11 protein-coding genes are annotated in these 15,593 nt (G+C 54.3%); 4 read left to right on the top strand and 7 right to left on the bottom strand.

Annotated elements, in window-relative coordinates:
* Positions 1-14 precede the first annotated feature (14 nt).
* Complete coding sequence (locus WJU22_RS25330) at positions 15-3,242, bottom strand: SusC/RagA family TonB-linked outer membrane protein (protein ID WP_341840957.1); 3,228 nt, start codon at positions 3,240-3,242, stop codon at positions 15-17.
* 1,199 nt (positions 3,243-4,441) lie between these two features.
* The gene (locus WJU22_RS25335) at positions 4,442-5,479 is read right to left on the bottom strand and encodes a LacI family DNA-binding transcriptional regulator (protein ID WP_341840958.1); all 1,038 of its coding nucleotides are present in this window, start codon (positions 5,477-5,479) and stop codon (positions 4,442-4,444) included.
* 200 nt (positions 5,480-5,679) lie between these two features.
* Between WJU22_RS25335 and WJU22_RS25340 the strand changes: the two genes are divergently transcribed.
* Entirely contained in the window at positions 5,680-6,558 is an 879-nt protein-coding gene (locus tag WJU22_RS25340) for an AraC family transcriptional regulator (RefSeq protein ID WP_126246952.1), read from the top strand.
* Between the two features lie 173 nt (positions 6,559-6,731).
* Here the strand turns inward: WJU22_RS25340 and WJU22_RS25345 are convergent, their stop codons facing one another.
* The 5 genes from WJU22_RS25345 to WJU22_RS25365 form a co-directional block, all read right to left on the bottom strand.
* On the bottom strand, positions 6,732-8,366 hold the full coding sequence (locus WJU22_RS25345) for a SusD/RagB family nutrient-binding outer membrane lipoprotein (protein WP_341840959.1): 1,635 nt from the start codon (positions 8,364-8,366) through the stop codon (positions 6,732-6,734).
* A 24-nt stretch (positions 8,367-8,390) separates the two neighbouring features.
* Positions 8,391-10,541 carry a hypothetical protein gene (locus WJU22_RS25350; RefSeq protein WP_341840960.1) on the bottom strand — a complete coding sequence of 717 codons (2,151 nt, stop codon included), beginning with the start codon at positions 10,539-10,541 and terminating at the stop codon, positions 8,391-8,393.
* On the bottom strand, positions 10,538-11,833 hold the full coding sequence (locus tag WJU22_RS25355; protein ID WP_341840961.1) for a SusC/RagA family TonB-linked outer membrane protein: 1,296 nt from the start codon (positions 11,831-11,833) through the stop codon (positions 10,538-10,540). The genes WJU22_RS25350 and WJU22_RS25355 overlap by 4 nt, the downstream gene beginning before the upstream one ends.
* Positions 11,834-11,837: 4 nt before the next feature.
* Positions 11,838-12,869: a FecR family protein gene (locus WJU22_RS25360; protein ID WP_341840962.1), complete on the bottom strand. Its 1,032-nt coding sequence runs from the start codon at positions 12,867-12,869 to the stop codon at positions 11,838-11,840.
* 72 nt (positions 12,870-12,941) lie between these two features.
* Positions 12,942-13,379, bottom strand: a complete 438-nt coding sequence (locus WJU22_RS25365; protein WP_341840963.1) for a sigma-70 family RNA polymerase sigma factor — start codon at positions 13,377-13,379, stop codon at positions 12,942-12,944.
* A 393-nt stretch (positions 13,380-13,772) separates the two neighbouring features.
* On the opposite strand from WJU22_RS25365, the gene WJU22_RS25370 reads away from it, so the two are divergent.
* From WJU22_RS25370 to WJU22_RS25380, 3 genes are all read left to right on the top strand, one after another.
* Positions 13,773-14,642 carry an SPFH domain-containing protein gene (locus tag WJU22_RS25370; protein WP_341840964.1) on the top strand — a complete coding sequence of 290 codons (870 nt, stop codon included), beginning with the start codon at positions 13,773-13,775 and terminating at the stop codon, positions 14,640-14,642.
* A 3-nt stretch (positions 14,643-14,645) separates the two neighbouring features.
* Positions 14,646-14,837 carry a hypothetical protein gene (locus tag WJU22_RS25375; protein WP_341840965.1) on the top strand — a complete coding sequence of 64 codons (192 nt, stop codon included), beginning with the start codon at positions 14,646-14,648 and terminating at the stop codon, positions 14,835-14,837.
* Positions 14,838-14,985: 148 nt separating this feature from the next.
* Complete coding sequence (locus tag WJU22_RS25380; protein ID WP_341840966.1) at positions 14,986-15,543, top strand: hypothetical protein; 558 nt, start codon at positions 14,986-14,988, stop codon at positions 15,541-15,543.
* The last annotated feature ends 50 nt before the right edge of the window (positions 15,544-15,593 follow it).

A 15,593-nucleotide genomic window follows, 5' to 3' on the forward strand; every position in this document is an offset into this window, starting at 1 on the left:
TTTCGTTTTTGATGTTAGAAACCAACCTGAACGGTGAACGCCATATTCCGCACGAACGGCGTACCGCCATATTCTGAGAATGCGGAGGTGGCGTTGTTACGGATGCCTTCGGGATTAATGTTGTCGGGCAGATTGTTGAACAGGTAGCCGAGGTTACGGCCAACCAGCATCACGCGGAGCTTGCTCAGTTTCAGTTTGCTGGTGATGGAAGAAGGCATGTTGTAGCCTACGGATACTTCGCGGAGCGCCACATACGTTGCGTCGAACACGGAAGCCTCGCGGATACCGATACCCCAGTCGCCGATCATGGAATAATAGTTGAAGGGGCTCATGGCGGTCACATATCCTTTGTTATATGCGTCGCGGTAAGTCATGCCGCTCAGGTCTACTTCATTTCCGTTAACCGTACGCTTGGTGCCGTTCTCGAACACACCATCAGGGATCATGCCATCGTTACGCTGGCGGCCCTCTGCGTCTGTCCAGGCAAGACCACCGCTGGCGGCGTCGCGGCCGGGCAGGGTGCTTTCCAGGGTACCGCGGCCGGTGCCGTACTGGTGCGAAGCGGAGAAGATATCGCCGCCGATGCGCGCCTGGATGAGGAATCCGAGGCTCCAGTTCTTGTAGGTAAAGTTATTGTTCAGGCCGAGGTTGAAATCCGGCGTGATATTACCTACGGATGCGAACCCGCGTTTGAAGGAAGTTCCGCCGTTGTTGATAACGGGCAGACCGGTTTTGGGATCACGAACGTACGCGTAGTCGGTCACCAGTTCACCATAAGCTTTGCCTACCTGCGCGATGGCGCGAACGTCCTGGTCGCTGCTCAGCTCGTAAGTGCTGATGGCGGGGTCGAGCTTGATGATGGTATTGATGTTGCGGCTACCGTTCAGCGTGAGGTCCCATCCGAAATTCTTCCCTTCGATGGGGCGTGCGTTGATCGCCACCTCGATCCCCCTGTTACGGAAGTGACCGGCGTTGATGATCTTGCGTTTCACACCGGATTCGTAGGGAACGTCGAGCTGGATGATCTGGTCTTTAATGTCTGCCTGGTAAACGGCAACGTCCAGGCCCAGGCGGTTGTTCAGGAAACGAACGTCTGCACCGAATTCGAAGTTACCCGCCATGGAAGGCTTCAGGTTCTGGTTCGGCAGCAGGTCGGGCTGGAAAATGTTGTTGATGGGCAGGTTGGCCTGGCCGGCACCGTTCCAGATAGAGCCGGTCACATAACCGGTGTTGTTCAGGAACGGATCGAGGTCGCCACCCACATAAGCATAGCTCGCACGGAGTTTACCATAAGTAACCCAGGAGGGCATGCTTTGCTTGAAAGTTTCGGTGAATTCCCACGCTGCGCTCACGGAGGGGTACAGGTAAGAATTGTCGCCGGAACCATTGGGATAGGTCAGTGCGCTGGACCAGTCGTTACGCGCCGTTACGTCCAGGAAGTAAGCGTTCTTGTAGGAAACGCTGGCGGCGGCAAACAACGAATTGATGCGTTTGCGGCCCAAAGCGTAGTAGTTGGAATTTACCGTTCCCACGCTGTTCTTCATGTCGTAGAGACCGGGGGTACGAAGACCGTCGCGGGTGTTCATATCCCATTTATTGCCGATCCCGGAGTTCCACATTTCTGCGCCTACGTTTACGTTGGCCGTCCAGTCTTTGTTGCGGATTTTCGGGGAGATCATGGCGATACCGGTGAGGGTATACTGCGTTTTGTTCTGCCCGGCGGTGGCGAACATACCGCGGGAACCGCCAAAGTTGGGGCCCCAGCCGAGCTGGCGGCGGTCGTCAGACAACTGTTCGTTGCTGAAGTTACCGCGAAGCACGAATTTCATCCAGTCGGTTGCAGTGATGTTGAAAGCGAGGTTACCCATGAAAAGGCTTTCCTTGCGTTTCCAGCTGTCTTCGTTCAGCGTCCACCAGTAGTCGATACCGGGATATTCACCGAGTGCGTCCAGGAGGTCGCGGCCGTTCTGGGTAGGCACTTTGTAGCGGGATTTCCAGAAGTCTACGTTATAGTTACGGGGGAACACGTAAATGAATTTACGGCCCACGTTTTCGTTGGTGTAGTCGCCACCCTGGCGGGTGGGGTTCAGCGAAGTGGAGGTGGCGTAGGATGCGCCGCCTTCAACGGAGAGGTATTTGGAAACGATGGCAGACGACTTCAGGGAAAACACATCGCGTTTGAAGCCGTTGTTGGGCATTACGCTGTTATTGTCCAGGTGGGAGTACGAAGCGCGGAAGTTCGCGTTTTCGTTCCCGCCTTCCACCGCAACGTTGGTGTTGTAGTATTTACCGGTCTGGTAAGAATTTTTCCAGTTGTTGGGTTGTGCGCTGAAGGGGGCGAATTCGCCGTTGGGCAGCTTTACGTTCTGGCCGAGCATTTCAGGGCCGTAGCTGTAGCCGCCAACCCAGTCGATCGCCTGCACGCCGCCTGCTTCCTGGCGGAAGTAGGGGTTTTGGCCGGCCCCGTATTTGTTTTGCAGGGCGATGGGCGTTCTGTACACGCTTTCCATTTGAACGGTCTGACTCACGTCTACACCAATCCCTTTGCGGGAGGTGCCTTTTTTGGTGGTGATGAGCACGGCGCCGTTGATGGCGCGGGAGCCGTAGAGTGCTGTGGCGGCGGCGCCTTTCAGTACGGTAACGGTCTCGAAATCGTCCGGGTTGAAGTTTTTCAGGACGTTACCGAAATTCACGGCATTGTCTGACGCGTCGTTCTCGAAGATGGTACCGTCGATCACGAAGATCGGCTGATCTTTCCCGTTGAGCGATTTAGCGCCGCGGAGTACGATGCGGCTGGCAGCCTGGGGGCCGCCGGCAGCGCCGGAGATGTCTACGCCGGCTACTTTACCCTGGAGGGCGGCAACCGGGTTGATGGAATTCGTTTTGGCGATTTCGGCGCCTTTGAGCTCGGTAACTGCGTAACCGAGTTTACGTTGTTCGCGCTTGAAGCCCATGGCGGTTACCACTACTTCGTTGAGCGAGCGTTGATCGTCTTTCAGCACGATGTTGAAAGAGGATGCGGAGGCGGGTACTTCCTGCTGGGCGTAGCCCATGAAGGTGAAAAGCAGCGTGGCGGAGGGCTCTACGCTGATTTTGAAGGAACCGTCGGCGGTGGTGACGGTACCGTTGGAAGTACCTTTTTCCAGGATGGTGACGCCTGGGAGTGGCGTTCCGGTGGCATCTTTAACCGAGCCGGATACTGCTTTTTTTGCTGCGCCCAGGCGTGCGGGGCGAGGCAGCATAACAGCAACGTGGCAAGCAGAAGAATTCTTCGCATAGCTTCCTTAGATTTTAATTTGTGATACTTGAATGAAAAACATTAAAAAATAGATAACCCTTATCGTCTTGAACGAAGCGATGCGGAGGTCATAACGGGTATGCGCATCCAGGCATAGCGATCATTCATGGCAATGCAATTCCATCCGGCGTGGAAGGCCGGTCTACATACGGTTGAATCGGTGGCTGATAATAAATGGAGGGTGATGGTTTCCGTTAATTGGCTTTATATCCCCTGTTCACTGTTAATGTCTAATAAATCGTTTTAGCGGATCGATCCAAATAAAACCTGTGCAGCCTTCCTCTCCCCTGGCCTGTTTTCCTTATTGATAAAACGTTTTAGCGTTTTGGCAATAAAAAAAACCTGTGGCATCCCGGGAGCACTTTTCATTTTCACGCACAGATTTGCATTCGAATTACGAACGGATGCAACTTAGTCAAAGTTGCGTTACCTCCAAAATAAAAAATTAACTTTTTTTGACGTAGCGTTAAAATTCCCATAATGTTTATGAAAATTCCATCAACGTCCGTGAATTTGACATCACTGCCAGCTACACCAGCCATCACCGTGAGGATATCTGACTGTTGAACCGGCGTTGCACCGATAACGTTACCAAACTGGAAATTATATCCCGTCCTGCAGGCGGAAAGCATCCGCCACGCCATATTTCAGCTCCCCAAAAGCAATCCTTGATCCATCATTTGCGGGAACGCCTCCCAACATAAAAAAACGCGGCCACGCAAAGCGCAGCCTGATCCATCATTTCCGGGAATACCACCCAACATAAAAAAACGCAGCCTGATGCATCATTTCCGGGAATGCCCCCCAACATAAAAAAGCGAATCCTGATCATCATTTGCGGGAACGCCTCCCAACATATAAAAGCGCAGCCACGCAAAGCGCGGCCTGATGCATCATTTCCGGGAATGCCACCCAACATAAAAAAGCGAATCCTGATCATCATTTGCGGGAACGCCTCCCAACATAAAAAAGCGCGGCCACGCAAAGCGCAGCCTGATCCATCATTTCCGGGAATACCACCCAATATAAAAAAACGCGGCCACGCAAAAGCACAGCTGACCCCATCATTTGCGGGAATGCTTCACCACATAAAAAAAGCGCGGCCCTGCAGCCGCGCTTCCCAAATAAGTTAATATATCAGATTCAGACCGTACCCGCCTTCGTGCGCTTGCGGCAGCTTTCCCGCTTCACAAGCGTTGCCGGCAGCACCACCTGGTTGATCTGGTGCTGATGCTGGTTCAGCTCGTTCATCAATACCTGCACCAGGTGCTGCGCGATCTCGTGGATAGGTTGCGACACACAGGTAATGCCCGGCGTATGCAGCCGGAAAAGGTCGTGATCGTCGAAACTGATGAGGGCCACATCCTCCCCGATTTTCCAGCCGAGGTCTTTGATGGACTCAATCCCGAATACCCCGAGGTAGTTAGTGGCGAAAAAGATGGCGTCGAGGCCAGGCACGCCCTTCATGAATTCCATGATCTGCCCTACCGCTTCTTCCTTAGTGATGGAGAAGGGGATTTTTTTGATCATTTTCCGGGGGAAGGCTGCGCCATGCGCTTTCATGGCGGCCGTAAAGCCGTTCATGCGCTCCTTCATCTGAATTTGCTCGGAAGTGGTGGTCACGTAAGCGATCTTGCGGTAACCAAGGTTCAGGAGGTATTCCGCCGCGTCGTATGCGCCCTGAAAGTTGTTCACCATCACGTAGTTGGTAGGGATCTGCGGGAGGTAACGGTCCATCAGCACCATGGGCTTCCGGCTGTTCTTCAGGATCTCGATCTCCTTGTCCAGGTTCGGCGTAGGCGTGATGATATACCCGTCTACCTGCCTGTATTCCAGCACTTCCAGCAGTCCGCGCGCCTTGTTAAGGTTATCTTCCGTACTGCCGTACAAAACCTTGTACCCGAATTTATCCGCTTCTTCCTCCACTATTTTAGCAACGTTGGCGAAGAAATGGTTGGCGATATCTTCGACGATAAGCCCTATGGTCTTGGTTTTGCCCGTCCGGAGCCCCCTTGCGAGCTGGTTCGGCTTGTATTTAAGTTTAGCAGCCAGTTTCAGGATTTTCTTGCTCACCTGTTCACTGATCCTTTTTTCCCGGCCTTTGCCGTTCAGCACGAACGACACGGTTGTAGGCGATACGCCGGCCTGTTTGGCGATATCTTTAATGGAAATCCCCTTCATGATTTGGTTGTTGCGAATGCGCTCAAACGATTTAGCATTGACAAATTACGGAAAATCCATGAAAACAAAAAAGTTCTGCGAAAATCAACTAGACTAGTATTTTTTTAACCTAATTTTCATAATTTGCCAGAATAGAAATTAAAATGGCAAAAAACCTTGCCGACTTATTCACAGGACTTTAATCATATAAGGAAGCAAACATGAAACCCATTCTCATCAAAGTGGGGGCCTTTGCCGACAATCAGATCACCATCATCGAGCGGTGCGATCCCTATTTCAACACCCCCTTCCACTTCCACCCGGAATGCGAACTGGTTTACGTAACCGAAAGCCAGGGGAAGCGGATCGTAGGCGATAGCATCGAGAGCTTCGACGTGGGCGATATGGTTTTCCTCGGTCCGAATATACCGCATGTGTGGTATAACGACGAGGCGTACCATCGCAACGACGAGTCCCTCAAAGCCCGTTCCGTCGTGATCTATTTTCCCAAAGACATCTTCGGCGACAAATTCTACGGCCTTCCGGAAACCAAAGCGTTGACAGACCTCTTCCACCGTGCCCAGCGCGGCATGAAGATCATCGGTCCCACCCAGGAAAAACTGAAAGACGAAATCCTCGCCCTCCCCCGTAAAGAAGGCCTGGAACGCATCATTTCCCTGCTGGAAATCCTCAAAACGCTGTCCGAAACGAAGGACTGCTACTACCTCGCGTCTACCGGCTATTCACATGCCTATAATGTGAAAGACAACCACAAGATCGACGAGGTGTTCAAATACGTTATGAACAACTTCTCGAAGGAAATTTCCCTGCAAGACGTTGCCAGCATCACCAACCTGTCTCCCCAGTCGTTTTGCCGCTTCTTCAAGAACCGGACTAAAAAATCGTTCGTGCAGTTCCTCAACGAGGTGCGCATCGGGCATGCCTGCAAAAGGCTTACGGAGGAAGACTGGTCTATCGCCGAAATCGCCTACAGCTGCGGATTCAAGAATCTGTCCAACTTCAACCGCTTTTTCAAGGAAATCGTCGGAAAAACACCAAAGGAATACAAGAACGAGCTTCGCCTGAAAGAAGCGCTCTAGGCCCAAATTCACTTAACACGCTATCCTTCCCTTACCTCCCTGCACACCGCCCCTCCGGGCGCGGGCGTCCTTTCTTTGCCCTGAAACCCGCCAACTAAACGTTTAAGCACATAAAAAAAGCCGGCCCGAAAGGGCCGGCCGGTCATTCTTAGATGAGCTATGTCTATTTATTGCTATGGCTTGTCCCACCAGAGGCGGGTGCCGCCGTTATCGGGGCCACCTAGTAAATTGATTGCCTTCTGCACACCTTTCGGGTTCGTTTCATACTCCGTGCTCACGAAATTCACACGGCGGATGAACGTTCCGTTGGGGATCTTTCCACCGCTGTTGTTGATCTTCACGGGGAAAAGCTTCGGGTAACCGGTGCGGCGGAATTCCGCCCAGGCCTCCTGCCCTTCCGGGAACCCGGCGATCCATTTCTGGGTGATGATCCGCTCGCGCTTGCGCTCCTTGGTTGCGCCGTCTTCCCAGGCCACGGTTATGGTACTGAGCAGGGGATCGCCGTTGGGAATGCTGTTGGCCCCATTCTTCGGATCCACATAAGGCGCGGGCTTGTTAGTGGTATTGGCGATGTAATCGTCGTACTTCGTGGCGATGCCATGCTGGTCGAACGAGGTTTTCACGCCCATCGCGTAATTGGTTTTCGCGTCGCCGGCGCCCTGCCAGCCTTCAACGGCGGCTTCGGCTTTGAGGAACCAGGCTTCCGCGGCGGTCATCAGCAGGATTTTCTTATTGGAGAAAAGGAGCTTGCTGAGGGCCGAGAAGTTCTCGTAACGCGCTTTCGTCGTCATTTCCACGCCCTGGCGGATGCCTTTGTACTGGCCCGGATATTCTTTCGATTCTTCGAAGTAGACGTTGAGCCGGGGGTCTTTCAAACCGGTCAGGTACGATTCCATGGCGGCAGACATGCGCACGTCTCCCCATCCGCTGGAAATCTCCAGCAGCGGGTGCTCGAGCGGCCGGGTGTTGATCACGAACGTTTCCTCCGCCTTCTCCAGCAATCCCAGCGGATGTTTCAGCGCCAGTTCCCCTTCGGCTTTCGCCTTGTTGGGGTCGATCTTGCTGATCCGCAACGCCAGGCGCAAACGCAGCGTGTTGGCCATCTTGCACCACAACCGGTAACTGCCGGCGTAGTCGGAAAGGTCGAACCCGGCGAAAGTGATCTCCTTCCCTTCGGTCACATATTGGCTGAAAATTTTGATCGACTCGTCCAGGTCGGCGAAGAAAGCGTAATACGCATCTTTCTGCGAATCGTAATCTACGCTCCCGTCCGGGTTAATAACGCCGTATTTGGTGTAGATGACAGGGCCGTATGCGTCGGCGACCCGGTGCATGGTAAACACTTTCAGGACTTTCATCCAGGCGTAATACTGCGGATAGTCGGTCTTCGTCAGCTTTTCGAGGTAACGGCAAACGGGCATCACCGATTGCTCGGGCGAGCCGGCATAGGTGCCGTAAGCGCAGCCCCAGAGCACCTGGTTCCAGCCGTCTACGAGGTTGTAGGTATTGTTGTTGTTGTTCAGGTTACCGAATGGATTGGGCACCGCGGTATATTGCGAAAACAGGTCGCCCATAAGGTTTTGCTGCACCTGTACCACCCACGATGGCGAGTACACGTAAATGCTGCGCTGGATTTGCCCGAGCGGTTCGCCGATGTGCATGAAGTCCTGCTTCAGCTCTTCCTCGGAAATACCGTTGGGGTTCGTATTGAGATCTTCAAAGTTCTTGGTGCAGGCGGTGGCGAACATCGCTGCTGCAACGCCGGCCAGTACCGTTTTCCGTTTGAAGATGTATTGCAATGATTTCATCGTCTGTTGATTTTATTGGTTGAATCAAAACCCGACTTTCACACTGGCGCCGAACGTACGGGTGGCGGGCATGCCGAACACGTCTACCCCCTGCAGGCGGTTGTCGCCGCCGGCGGAAACTTCCGGATCGAAGGGCGCATCGCGTTTCAGGAAGGCGAGGTTGCGGCCGATCAGCCCTACAGAAAGGTTGCGCACGGCTTTCGATTTCAGGGGAATTTTATAGCTGAGCGAAATTTCGCGCAGGCGGATGCTGGTGGCGTCGTACATATACACGTCTCCGTTACCATCCCGGCCGGCCACGTCAACGTAGTACTGGTAAGGATTGTACAACGGCTGAACGGCTTTGCCTTCGTGGTTCACCGCATCCAGCCGGATGCCGCCCTGGTCGCGCAGTTTGGCGCTTTCCTCGCTCACGCCGTAGCTGTCGAGGATGGCCTGCGTCAGGCTCATCACCTTTCCACCGAAACGCCCGTCTATCAGGAATGTCAGCGTGAAATTCTTATAATCGAATTTGTTGTTCCATCCCAGGTTGAATTTCGGGTTGGGATTGCCGACGAAGAAAGTGCCCGTTGTATCCATGAGCTTGCCGTCCGCATCGAGCTGCAATCTTCCCTGCCCGTCGCGCTTCAGGATGCGGGGCACGAAAATATCGCCCCACTGCCCTCCTTCCCGGATGCCGGAACCGTACATGTTGGAGCCGGATTCGGTGAGCCGGAAGATGGTGGCAGACGATACGCGGTCGATGTCTGAGAGCGAAACCACCTTGTTGCGGTTCGTGGAGAAGTTGATGTTCGACGTCCAGGTGAAACCGCCCTTCTTCACGGGAACGAGCGTCAACATGGCTTCCACGCCGGTGTTGCGGATATTCCCGAGGTTGAGGTAATAGGTGGCGTAACCGGAGCCCGTTGGCGCGGGGATCTCGATGTACTGCTGGAAGTTGTTGTTATTGTAATAGGTAACGTCGATACCGATGCGGTCGTTGAAAAAGCGCGCTTCAACACCGGTTTCGAAAGAACGGTTGTCTTCCGGCTTGATGTACTCGCCGGGATAAGGCACCCGCGAGTTGAAGCTCAGCTGCTTCGCACCGCCGAGGAAACGGAGGCTGTAGGTGGAAGGCCGCGTGATGTAGGCCGGCAGGTCGTTCCCCACTTTGGCGTACGAAATGCGCAGTTTCGCGAAGCTGATGGGCTCGGCCAGTTTGAACATCTCGCTCAGCACGGCCGTAAGACCGGCGGAATAATAGAAATATCCCTTGTTCATGGTCGGCGTGAACGCGAAGGTGCTCGACCAGTCGTTGCGCCCCGTCAAATCCAGGAACAGGTAATCCTTGTAACCCAGGTTGGCGCTGGCGAAGAGGGCCTGTACCTGCTTGCGCTCCAGCCCCTGCTGCACGGTGATCGACGCGGGGTCGATATTCGCCAGTTGGAAGATGTTGGGATACAGCAAGCCGTTGGCCGACCCGATGCCCGCATCGTTGAGGGTGCGCTCGCGCAGTTTGTAATCGGTGATGCTTCCGCCCACGAGGCCGGAAAGTTTCAGGTCTTTGGTGAGGTCTTTGTTGAAGTTCAGCATGAGATCGCCGTACATCTGCGTATTGAATTCGCGCTCAAACGTATAACGGCCGCGGGCCGCAGCGATACGCGTATCGGTAGAGGCATTCGCTTTCAGCTCGAACTGGTCGTACGACCGGTCGAAGTTGCCGCGCGCCTGCACCGAAAGCCAGTCTGCGATCTGGTATTTAATGGCCAGGGAGGCCATTCCGCGGGTGCGCTCTTCGTCGCGCACGTTGCGATGCAGCGTCCAGTAAGGGTTCTGGACTTCAGCTTCCCCAACTTTCCCTGCGTCGGTATTGATATTCCACCAGTTCTGCGTCATCATGTTCCGCTGCACGGAAAACACTTCGAAATTGTCTTTGTAATAGTTCCAATCCTGACCACGGGGGAAAACATACGCCGGAATGAGCGGGTTGTAGTACAAACCGCTACCAGGCCGGTTCCGCGCGTCCTGCTTGATGAAGGTCACGTTCGCATCGAGGCTGAGGCGGTCTTTGAGGAGCTTCAGCGTTTCGCGGAAGTTGAGGGTGTGGCGGTTGAACTTGCTCGTGGGGATAACGCCTTTGCTGTTCAGGTTGGAATAAGAGAAGTAGGACTGCGCGATCTCGTTGCCGCCGCTCACGGAAATCCCGTTCGTCCAGGCGCCGCCGGTGCGGAAGAATTTATCGAGATGATCGTCGAACTGTCCTTTTTCCCCCAGCTGGCCGGGCCGGCGTCGGGGGTTTTGGTTTGACCGTAGCGGAACTGCAGGTCGGGCGTGAGCATGACTTTCTCGAGGTTGTAATCGGAGGAGAAGTCGATGCGCATCCTGCCGGCGCGGCCGCGTTTGGTGGTGATGACGATTACGCCGTTGGCGGCCTGGCTGCCGTATTGTGCGGCGGCGGAAGCGCCTTTGAGGATGTTGATGGATTCGATATCGTCCGGGTTGATGTTGGAGATACCGTCGCCACCGTCGCGGCCGGGGCCGGACTGAATATCGTTCGACTGGCCGAAGGCGTTGGCGGGCTGCGAGGGGGAATAGTTGGCCATTGGCACCCCGTCGATCACGTACAGCGGCTGGTTTTCGCGGGTGGATTTGTTGCCGCGCATGATGACGCGGGCAGATCCGCCGAGGCCGGAGGCGCTGCGGTTGATGGTGACGCCGGCGGCTTTACCGGCGAGGCTGTTGATGACGTTGGCGTCTTTCACGCGGGAAAGGTCGTCGTTATTCAGCTGTTGCGTGGCGTAGGTGAGCTCCTTGGCCTTGCGCTGCACGCCGAGGGCGGTCACTACGATTTCGTTGAGTGAGCGTGTATTTTCCTGTAGAACAACATCATAGGTATCGCCGCTGCCCACGGATACTTCCTGGGCGGTGAACCCGAGGAAGCGGATAACGAGCACATCGCCGGGGTTGGCGGAGAGGGAGAAATCTCCCTGGCCGTCGGTCTGCGTGCCTTTGTTGGTGCCTTTTATCACAACGGTGACCCCGGGCAGCGGGTTACCGTTGGCGTCCTTTACCTTTCCGCGGATCTCCTTGTCCGCGCGGGCGGCATCGCCCGTTTTGTCCGTAACGGCCGTTGAGCTGCCGCCTGCGGGGGCCTCAAGGTTTACGATAATCTTATTGTTTTTTCTCGTAAATTTCAGTCCGGTTTGTTCCGTGAGCTGAGCGAGCACCTCTTCCAAAGGCAGCTTCACGCAGTTCAGGTTGATCTTCTTCTTCAGGTTCAGATCGGATTTGTCGTAATGGAAACTGAGACCTGTCTTGGCGGCAATTTCAGTAAACACCTCCTCCATGTTCTTGTTCTTGACCTGGATGGTGATACTGATGTTTCGGGGTTCCTGCGACTCGGCACGAGCACTGGCGGTGTAAGGAGCCGCCAGTGCGATGGCCATCGCAAGCCCTGCCATCAACACAAGGTGTAGGCATTTTTTCATACATCTAGTTTTTGCGGGTAAGGAAAATTGTGTCGTTCTTCAGTTCGTAGCTGATGTTTTTGATTTGACAAATTGTTTCGATAATCTCCTGCAGGCTCTCGTCCCTGAAAGAGCCGGAGTAGTTCCAGTCCATATTCCCCGATTCGTTCACCATCGTTACATTATACCTGTTCTCCAGTTCCGTGGCCACTTCGTTGTAGGAAGCGTCCCTGAAGTTGAGGATGCCGTGTTTCCAACCCACGATATCGTCTTCCTGGTGGAAGTTGGACTTGGCAACTGCTAACGACTGGCAGTCGAAGCTGAGTTGCTCGCTCGGCAGCAGGATCACCGTTTCCTGGCGCTCTGCGTGGTCCACTTTCACCTTGCCCGTCAGCAACGCAACGGTGATGCGCTGCTCGCGGGAATATGCGCGGATGTTGAAGGATGTGCCCAGCGCGGTGGTGGCCAGGCCACGGCTGTGCACGATGAACGGATGGCGGGGATCTTCGGCCACCTTGAAGAAAGCTTCGCCCTCTTCGAGATATATGTCGCGGTTGGCACCGCTGAAACTGACAGGATAGCGCAGCCGGGAACCGGCGTTGAGGTTGACGGTAGACCCGTCTGCCAGCACGATCTTCTCCGTTGCCCCCCTTGCCGTGGTGATTTCCACGTAACCGTTGCGCACCACGCGGTTGGTTTTGGCCGGGGCGTGATGCATCGCCAGCGGCACCGGGTTCTCAGGCCGGGCGGAGGGTGCGGGTTTATAGAGGAAAGACAGGGCGATGGCGCCGGTCATGAGCGCCGCGGCGCCCGAAATGGCCCAGGTGCGCCAGCGCCGCGGGCGGAGGGGCACCACCGGCGTTTCCGACGTGGCAACATGGTCCTGGAGGCGCATCTTCACTTCCTCCAGCTGCTCCTGCAAAAACTCCTCCTGTATCATGGCCGAACGGTGCCGGTTCACACTGGCAAACCATTGCTCGATGATACGCGCCTCCTCATCGGTGCATTTCCCCTGCGTGTACCGCTCCAGGACTTTTCGGATCTGTTCAATATCCACGGCGATTGTTTTTTAGTTGGTGATACAGGGATGTCGCACCAACAAAAAAAAGTACCATCCGGCCGGGAATTTTTAATGTAACAAGGTAAGAACGACCGCAACGGTCAGCAGATCTGTCTGCGTGTAATGGGTACGCAGTATTTTCAGGGCTTTGGAGATTTGATTCTTAACGGTTTGCTGCGATAATTCGAGCCGCGACGCGATCTGTTCGATGCTCAGGTTTTCGAACCGGCTCAACATGAAAATTTCCTTCATCTTTTCCGGCAACCGGTTGATAGCCTCAAAAACCTCTGTGGCCTTGGCTTTGTAGTCGTACGTTTCGGAGATGTTATGGGGCTGCGCGTCGAAATGCTCGATCAGTTGCTGGAGATATTTACGATAGGTAGCGTCTTTCCGGTACAGGTCGATGATCTTGTGGCGGACGCTCTGGTAGAGGTAAGACCGGAGCGAGCAGTGGATATCCAGGGCCTGGCGCTTTTCCCATAGCGTGGTAAAAAGGTCCTGCAGCACGTCTTTGCTGGTTTCCCCCTATCCGTCTTGCTGAGGATGTAGAGGTACAACGGCCTGCTGTACCGTTCGTAGATGGCATTGAACGCCCCCGCGTCGCCATTGCGCAACAGGGATAACAATTGCTCGTCTGTAAAGCTATGGTACATAAAAGATTGTGGTTGATAAAATGCGATCGATTTTGGCCAGTCCCTGATTTCTTAGCGTGTTCCTAACGTGACAATTCCGGTTAACCTCAAGGGCAAAATAGTAAATCCTCCACAATTTCAAACTTTTTTAACACCGTAAATTTTCCAGTCCCCCCTTCATGTTCTTTTTACACACTGTGATGGAAATACAAAATCTTTTAATTAAATTTGATATCAAATTGATATCATTCTAAATTAACCTCGTACCATGGAAAAAGTTTCTTCGCCGATATCCGGCTACCTCGCATTCGTCATTGCCATCCTGCTCGTCATCGGCGTAGCCGTCTGCATTTTCATCAGTGCCGACACGGGCATCGCTTCCCTGCGATTGCTGGCCGTATTACTTGGGATCGCTTTCATTTTCACCGTAAAAGGCATCATGATCGTAAACCCCAACCACGCACGGGTACTCACTTTCTTCGGGAAGTACGTAGGCAGCGTAAAACAGAACGGCCTGCTGTGGATCAATCCCTTCTTCCGCTCGCAACGCATTTCACTGCGCGCCAATAACCTGAACGGACAAACGCTGAAAGTGAACGACAAGATGGGCAACCCCATCGAGATCGCCGCCGTGATCGTCTGGCAGGTGAGCGATACGTATAAAGCGATGTTCGAAGTGGAAGGGTACCAGCAATACGTACAGATCCAGAGCGAAGCCGCGGTACGCCACCTCGCCACCAGCTGCCCTTACGATAAAATGGAAGACGAAACCGCGGAAATCACCCTCCGCGACGGTGGCGAAAAAGTGAACGACCTGCTGGAAAAAGAACTGAACGAGCGCCTCTTCGCCGCAGGCATCGTTGTCCGCGAAGCGCGCATCAGCCACCTCGCCTACGCCCCCGAGATCGCAGGCGCCATGCTCCAGCGCCAGCAAGCCACCGCCATCGTGGCCGCCCGCTCCAAAATCGTGGAAGGCGCCGTAGGCATGGTGGAAATGGCACTGGAACAACTCTCCCGCAAACAGCTCGTTACGCTCGACGAAGAGCGCAAAGCCGCCATGGTATCCAATCTTATGGTAGTGCTCTGCGGCGAGAAATCCGCTACGCCCGTTCTTAACACCGGTTCACTTTACGCATAAATCATGGCTGGGAAAGAACAGAAGAAATCATTCGTCCTCCGCCTCGACGGCAACACCTACGAAGCCCTCGAACGTTGGGCCGCCGACGAATTCCGGAGCGTCAACGGCCAGCTGGAATGGATCATCGCCCGCGCCCTCCGCGAAGCGGGCCGCGACAAGAAAAAACCGAAAGACAAAAAGGACGGGCCTGCCTGAACACCGCCCCCTTCCCATAAAAAGGCCCGCCGCATCCCACGGCGGGCCTCTTCGTTTCCCTCCCAAACCCAACTTTCCTTGAAACTTTCCGCGCTACCGCTCGTCTTTTTGGTGAAATCCATCCATTCCATCCTTAAACAAACGTCAAATGAAATCGCTCCTTCCCTTACTATGCATGCTGTTGTGCGCGTCCGCCTATGGCCAGGACAAGTACAACTACAACACTTTCAACAAATTAACACCCCTTGCAGGTTCTGATTACGTGATCGCCAGCGTGGAAAGCGTCGGCAAAATGATGGCCAGCCACGGCGATGCGCTGCTGTTCATCAATACCCGTACCGGCGAGCAAAACCGGGTAGACCTCCCGGCAGATGCATCCATCCACCGCTGGGAACATGTGAAAATGGACAGCCTGGGCATCAATCTCATACTCCTGACCGGCCGCACCGTCAATCTCGACAACAACAAAAAAGGCATCGACTGGAACGATCCCATCCAGATCATCGCCGTGTCTACCGACGGGAAGCAGAAAACGCAGCTGACGGAAGACAAATTTTTCGCGGCGCAATGGACCATCCATCCCCGCACCGGGGCGATCGTGATCACGGGATATTACGATTCCAACAACAACGGCAGATACGACAAAACCGACAAAGACGAGATCCTGGTATTCGATTTAAGGACGCTGAAACGTGTTAAGGTGTAACCCCATCGTTCACTGTATTTCATAAAAAAAGGTGCGGATTTCCGCACCTT

Source organism: Chitinophaga caseinilytica (genome assembly GCF_038396765.1).
GTDB classification, from domain to species: Bacteria; Bacteroidota; Bacteroidia; order Chitinophagales; family Chitinophagaceae; genus Chitinophaga; species Chitinophaga caseinilytica.

Excerpts from the sequence above, each read along its gene's own strand:
- WJU22_RS25330 (WP_341840957.1), bottom strand. The coding sequence starts at position 3,242 with ATGCTGCCTCGCCCCGCACGCCTGGGCGCAGCAAAAAAAGCAGTATCC.
- WJU22_RS25335 (WP_341840958.1), bottom strand. The coding sequence starts at position 5,479 with ATGAAGGGGATTTCCATTAAAGATATCGCCAAACAGGCCGGCGTATCG.
- WJU22_RS25340 (WP_126246952.1), top strand. The coding sequence starts at position 5,680 with ATGAAACCCATTCTCATCAAAGTGGGGGCCTTTGCCGACAATCAGATC.
- WJU22_RS25345 (WP_341840959.1), bottom strand. The coding sequence starts at position 8,366 with ATGAAATCATTGCAATACATCTTCAAACGGAAAACGGTACTGGCCGGC.
- WJU22_RS25355 (WP_341840961.1), bottom strand. The coding sequence starts at position 11,833 with ATGAAAAAATGCCTACACCTTGTGTTGATGGCAGGGCTTGCGATGGCC.
- WJU22_RS25370 (WP_341840964.1), top strand. The coding sequence starts at position 13,773 with ATGGAAAAAGTTTCTTCGCCGATATCCGGCTACCTCGCATTCGTCATT.
- WJU22_RS25375 (WP_341840965.1), top strand. The coding sequence starts at position 14,646 with ATGGCTGGGAAAGAACAGAAGAAATCATTCGTCCTCCGCCTCGACGGC.
- WJU22_RS25380 (WP_341840966.1), top strand. The coding sequence starts at position 14,986 with ATGAAATCGCTCCTTCCCTTACTATGCATGCTGTTGTGCGCGTCCGCC.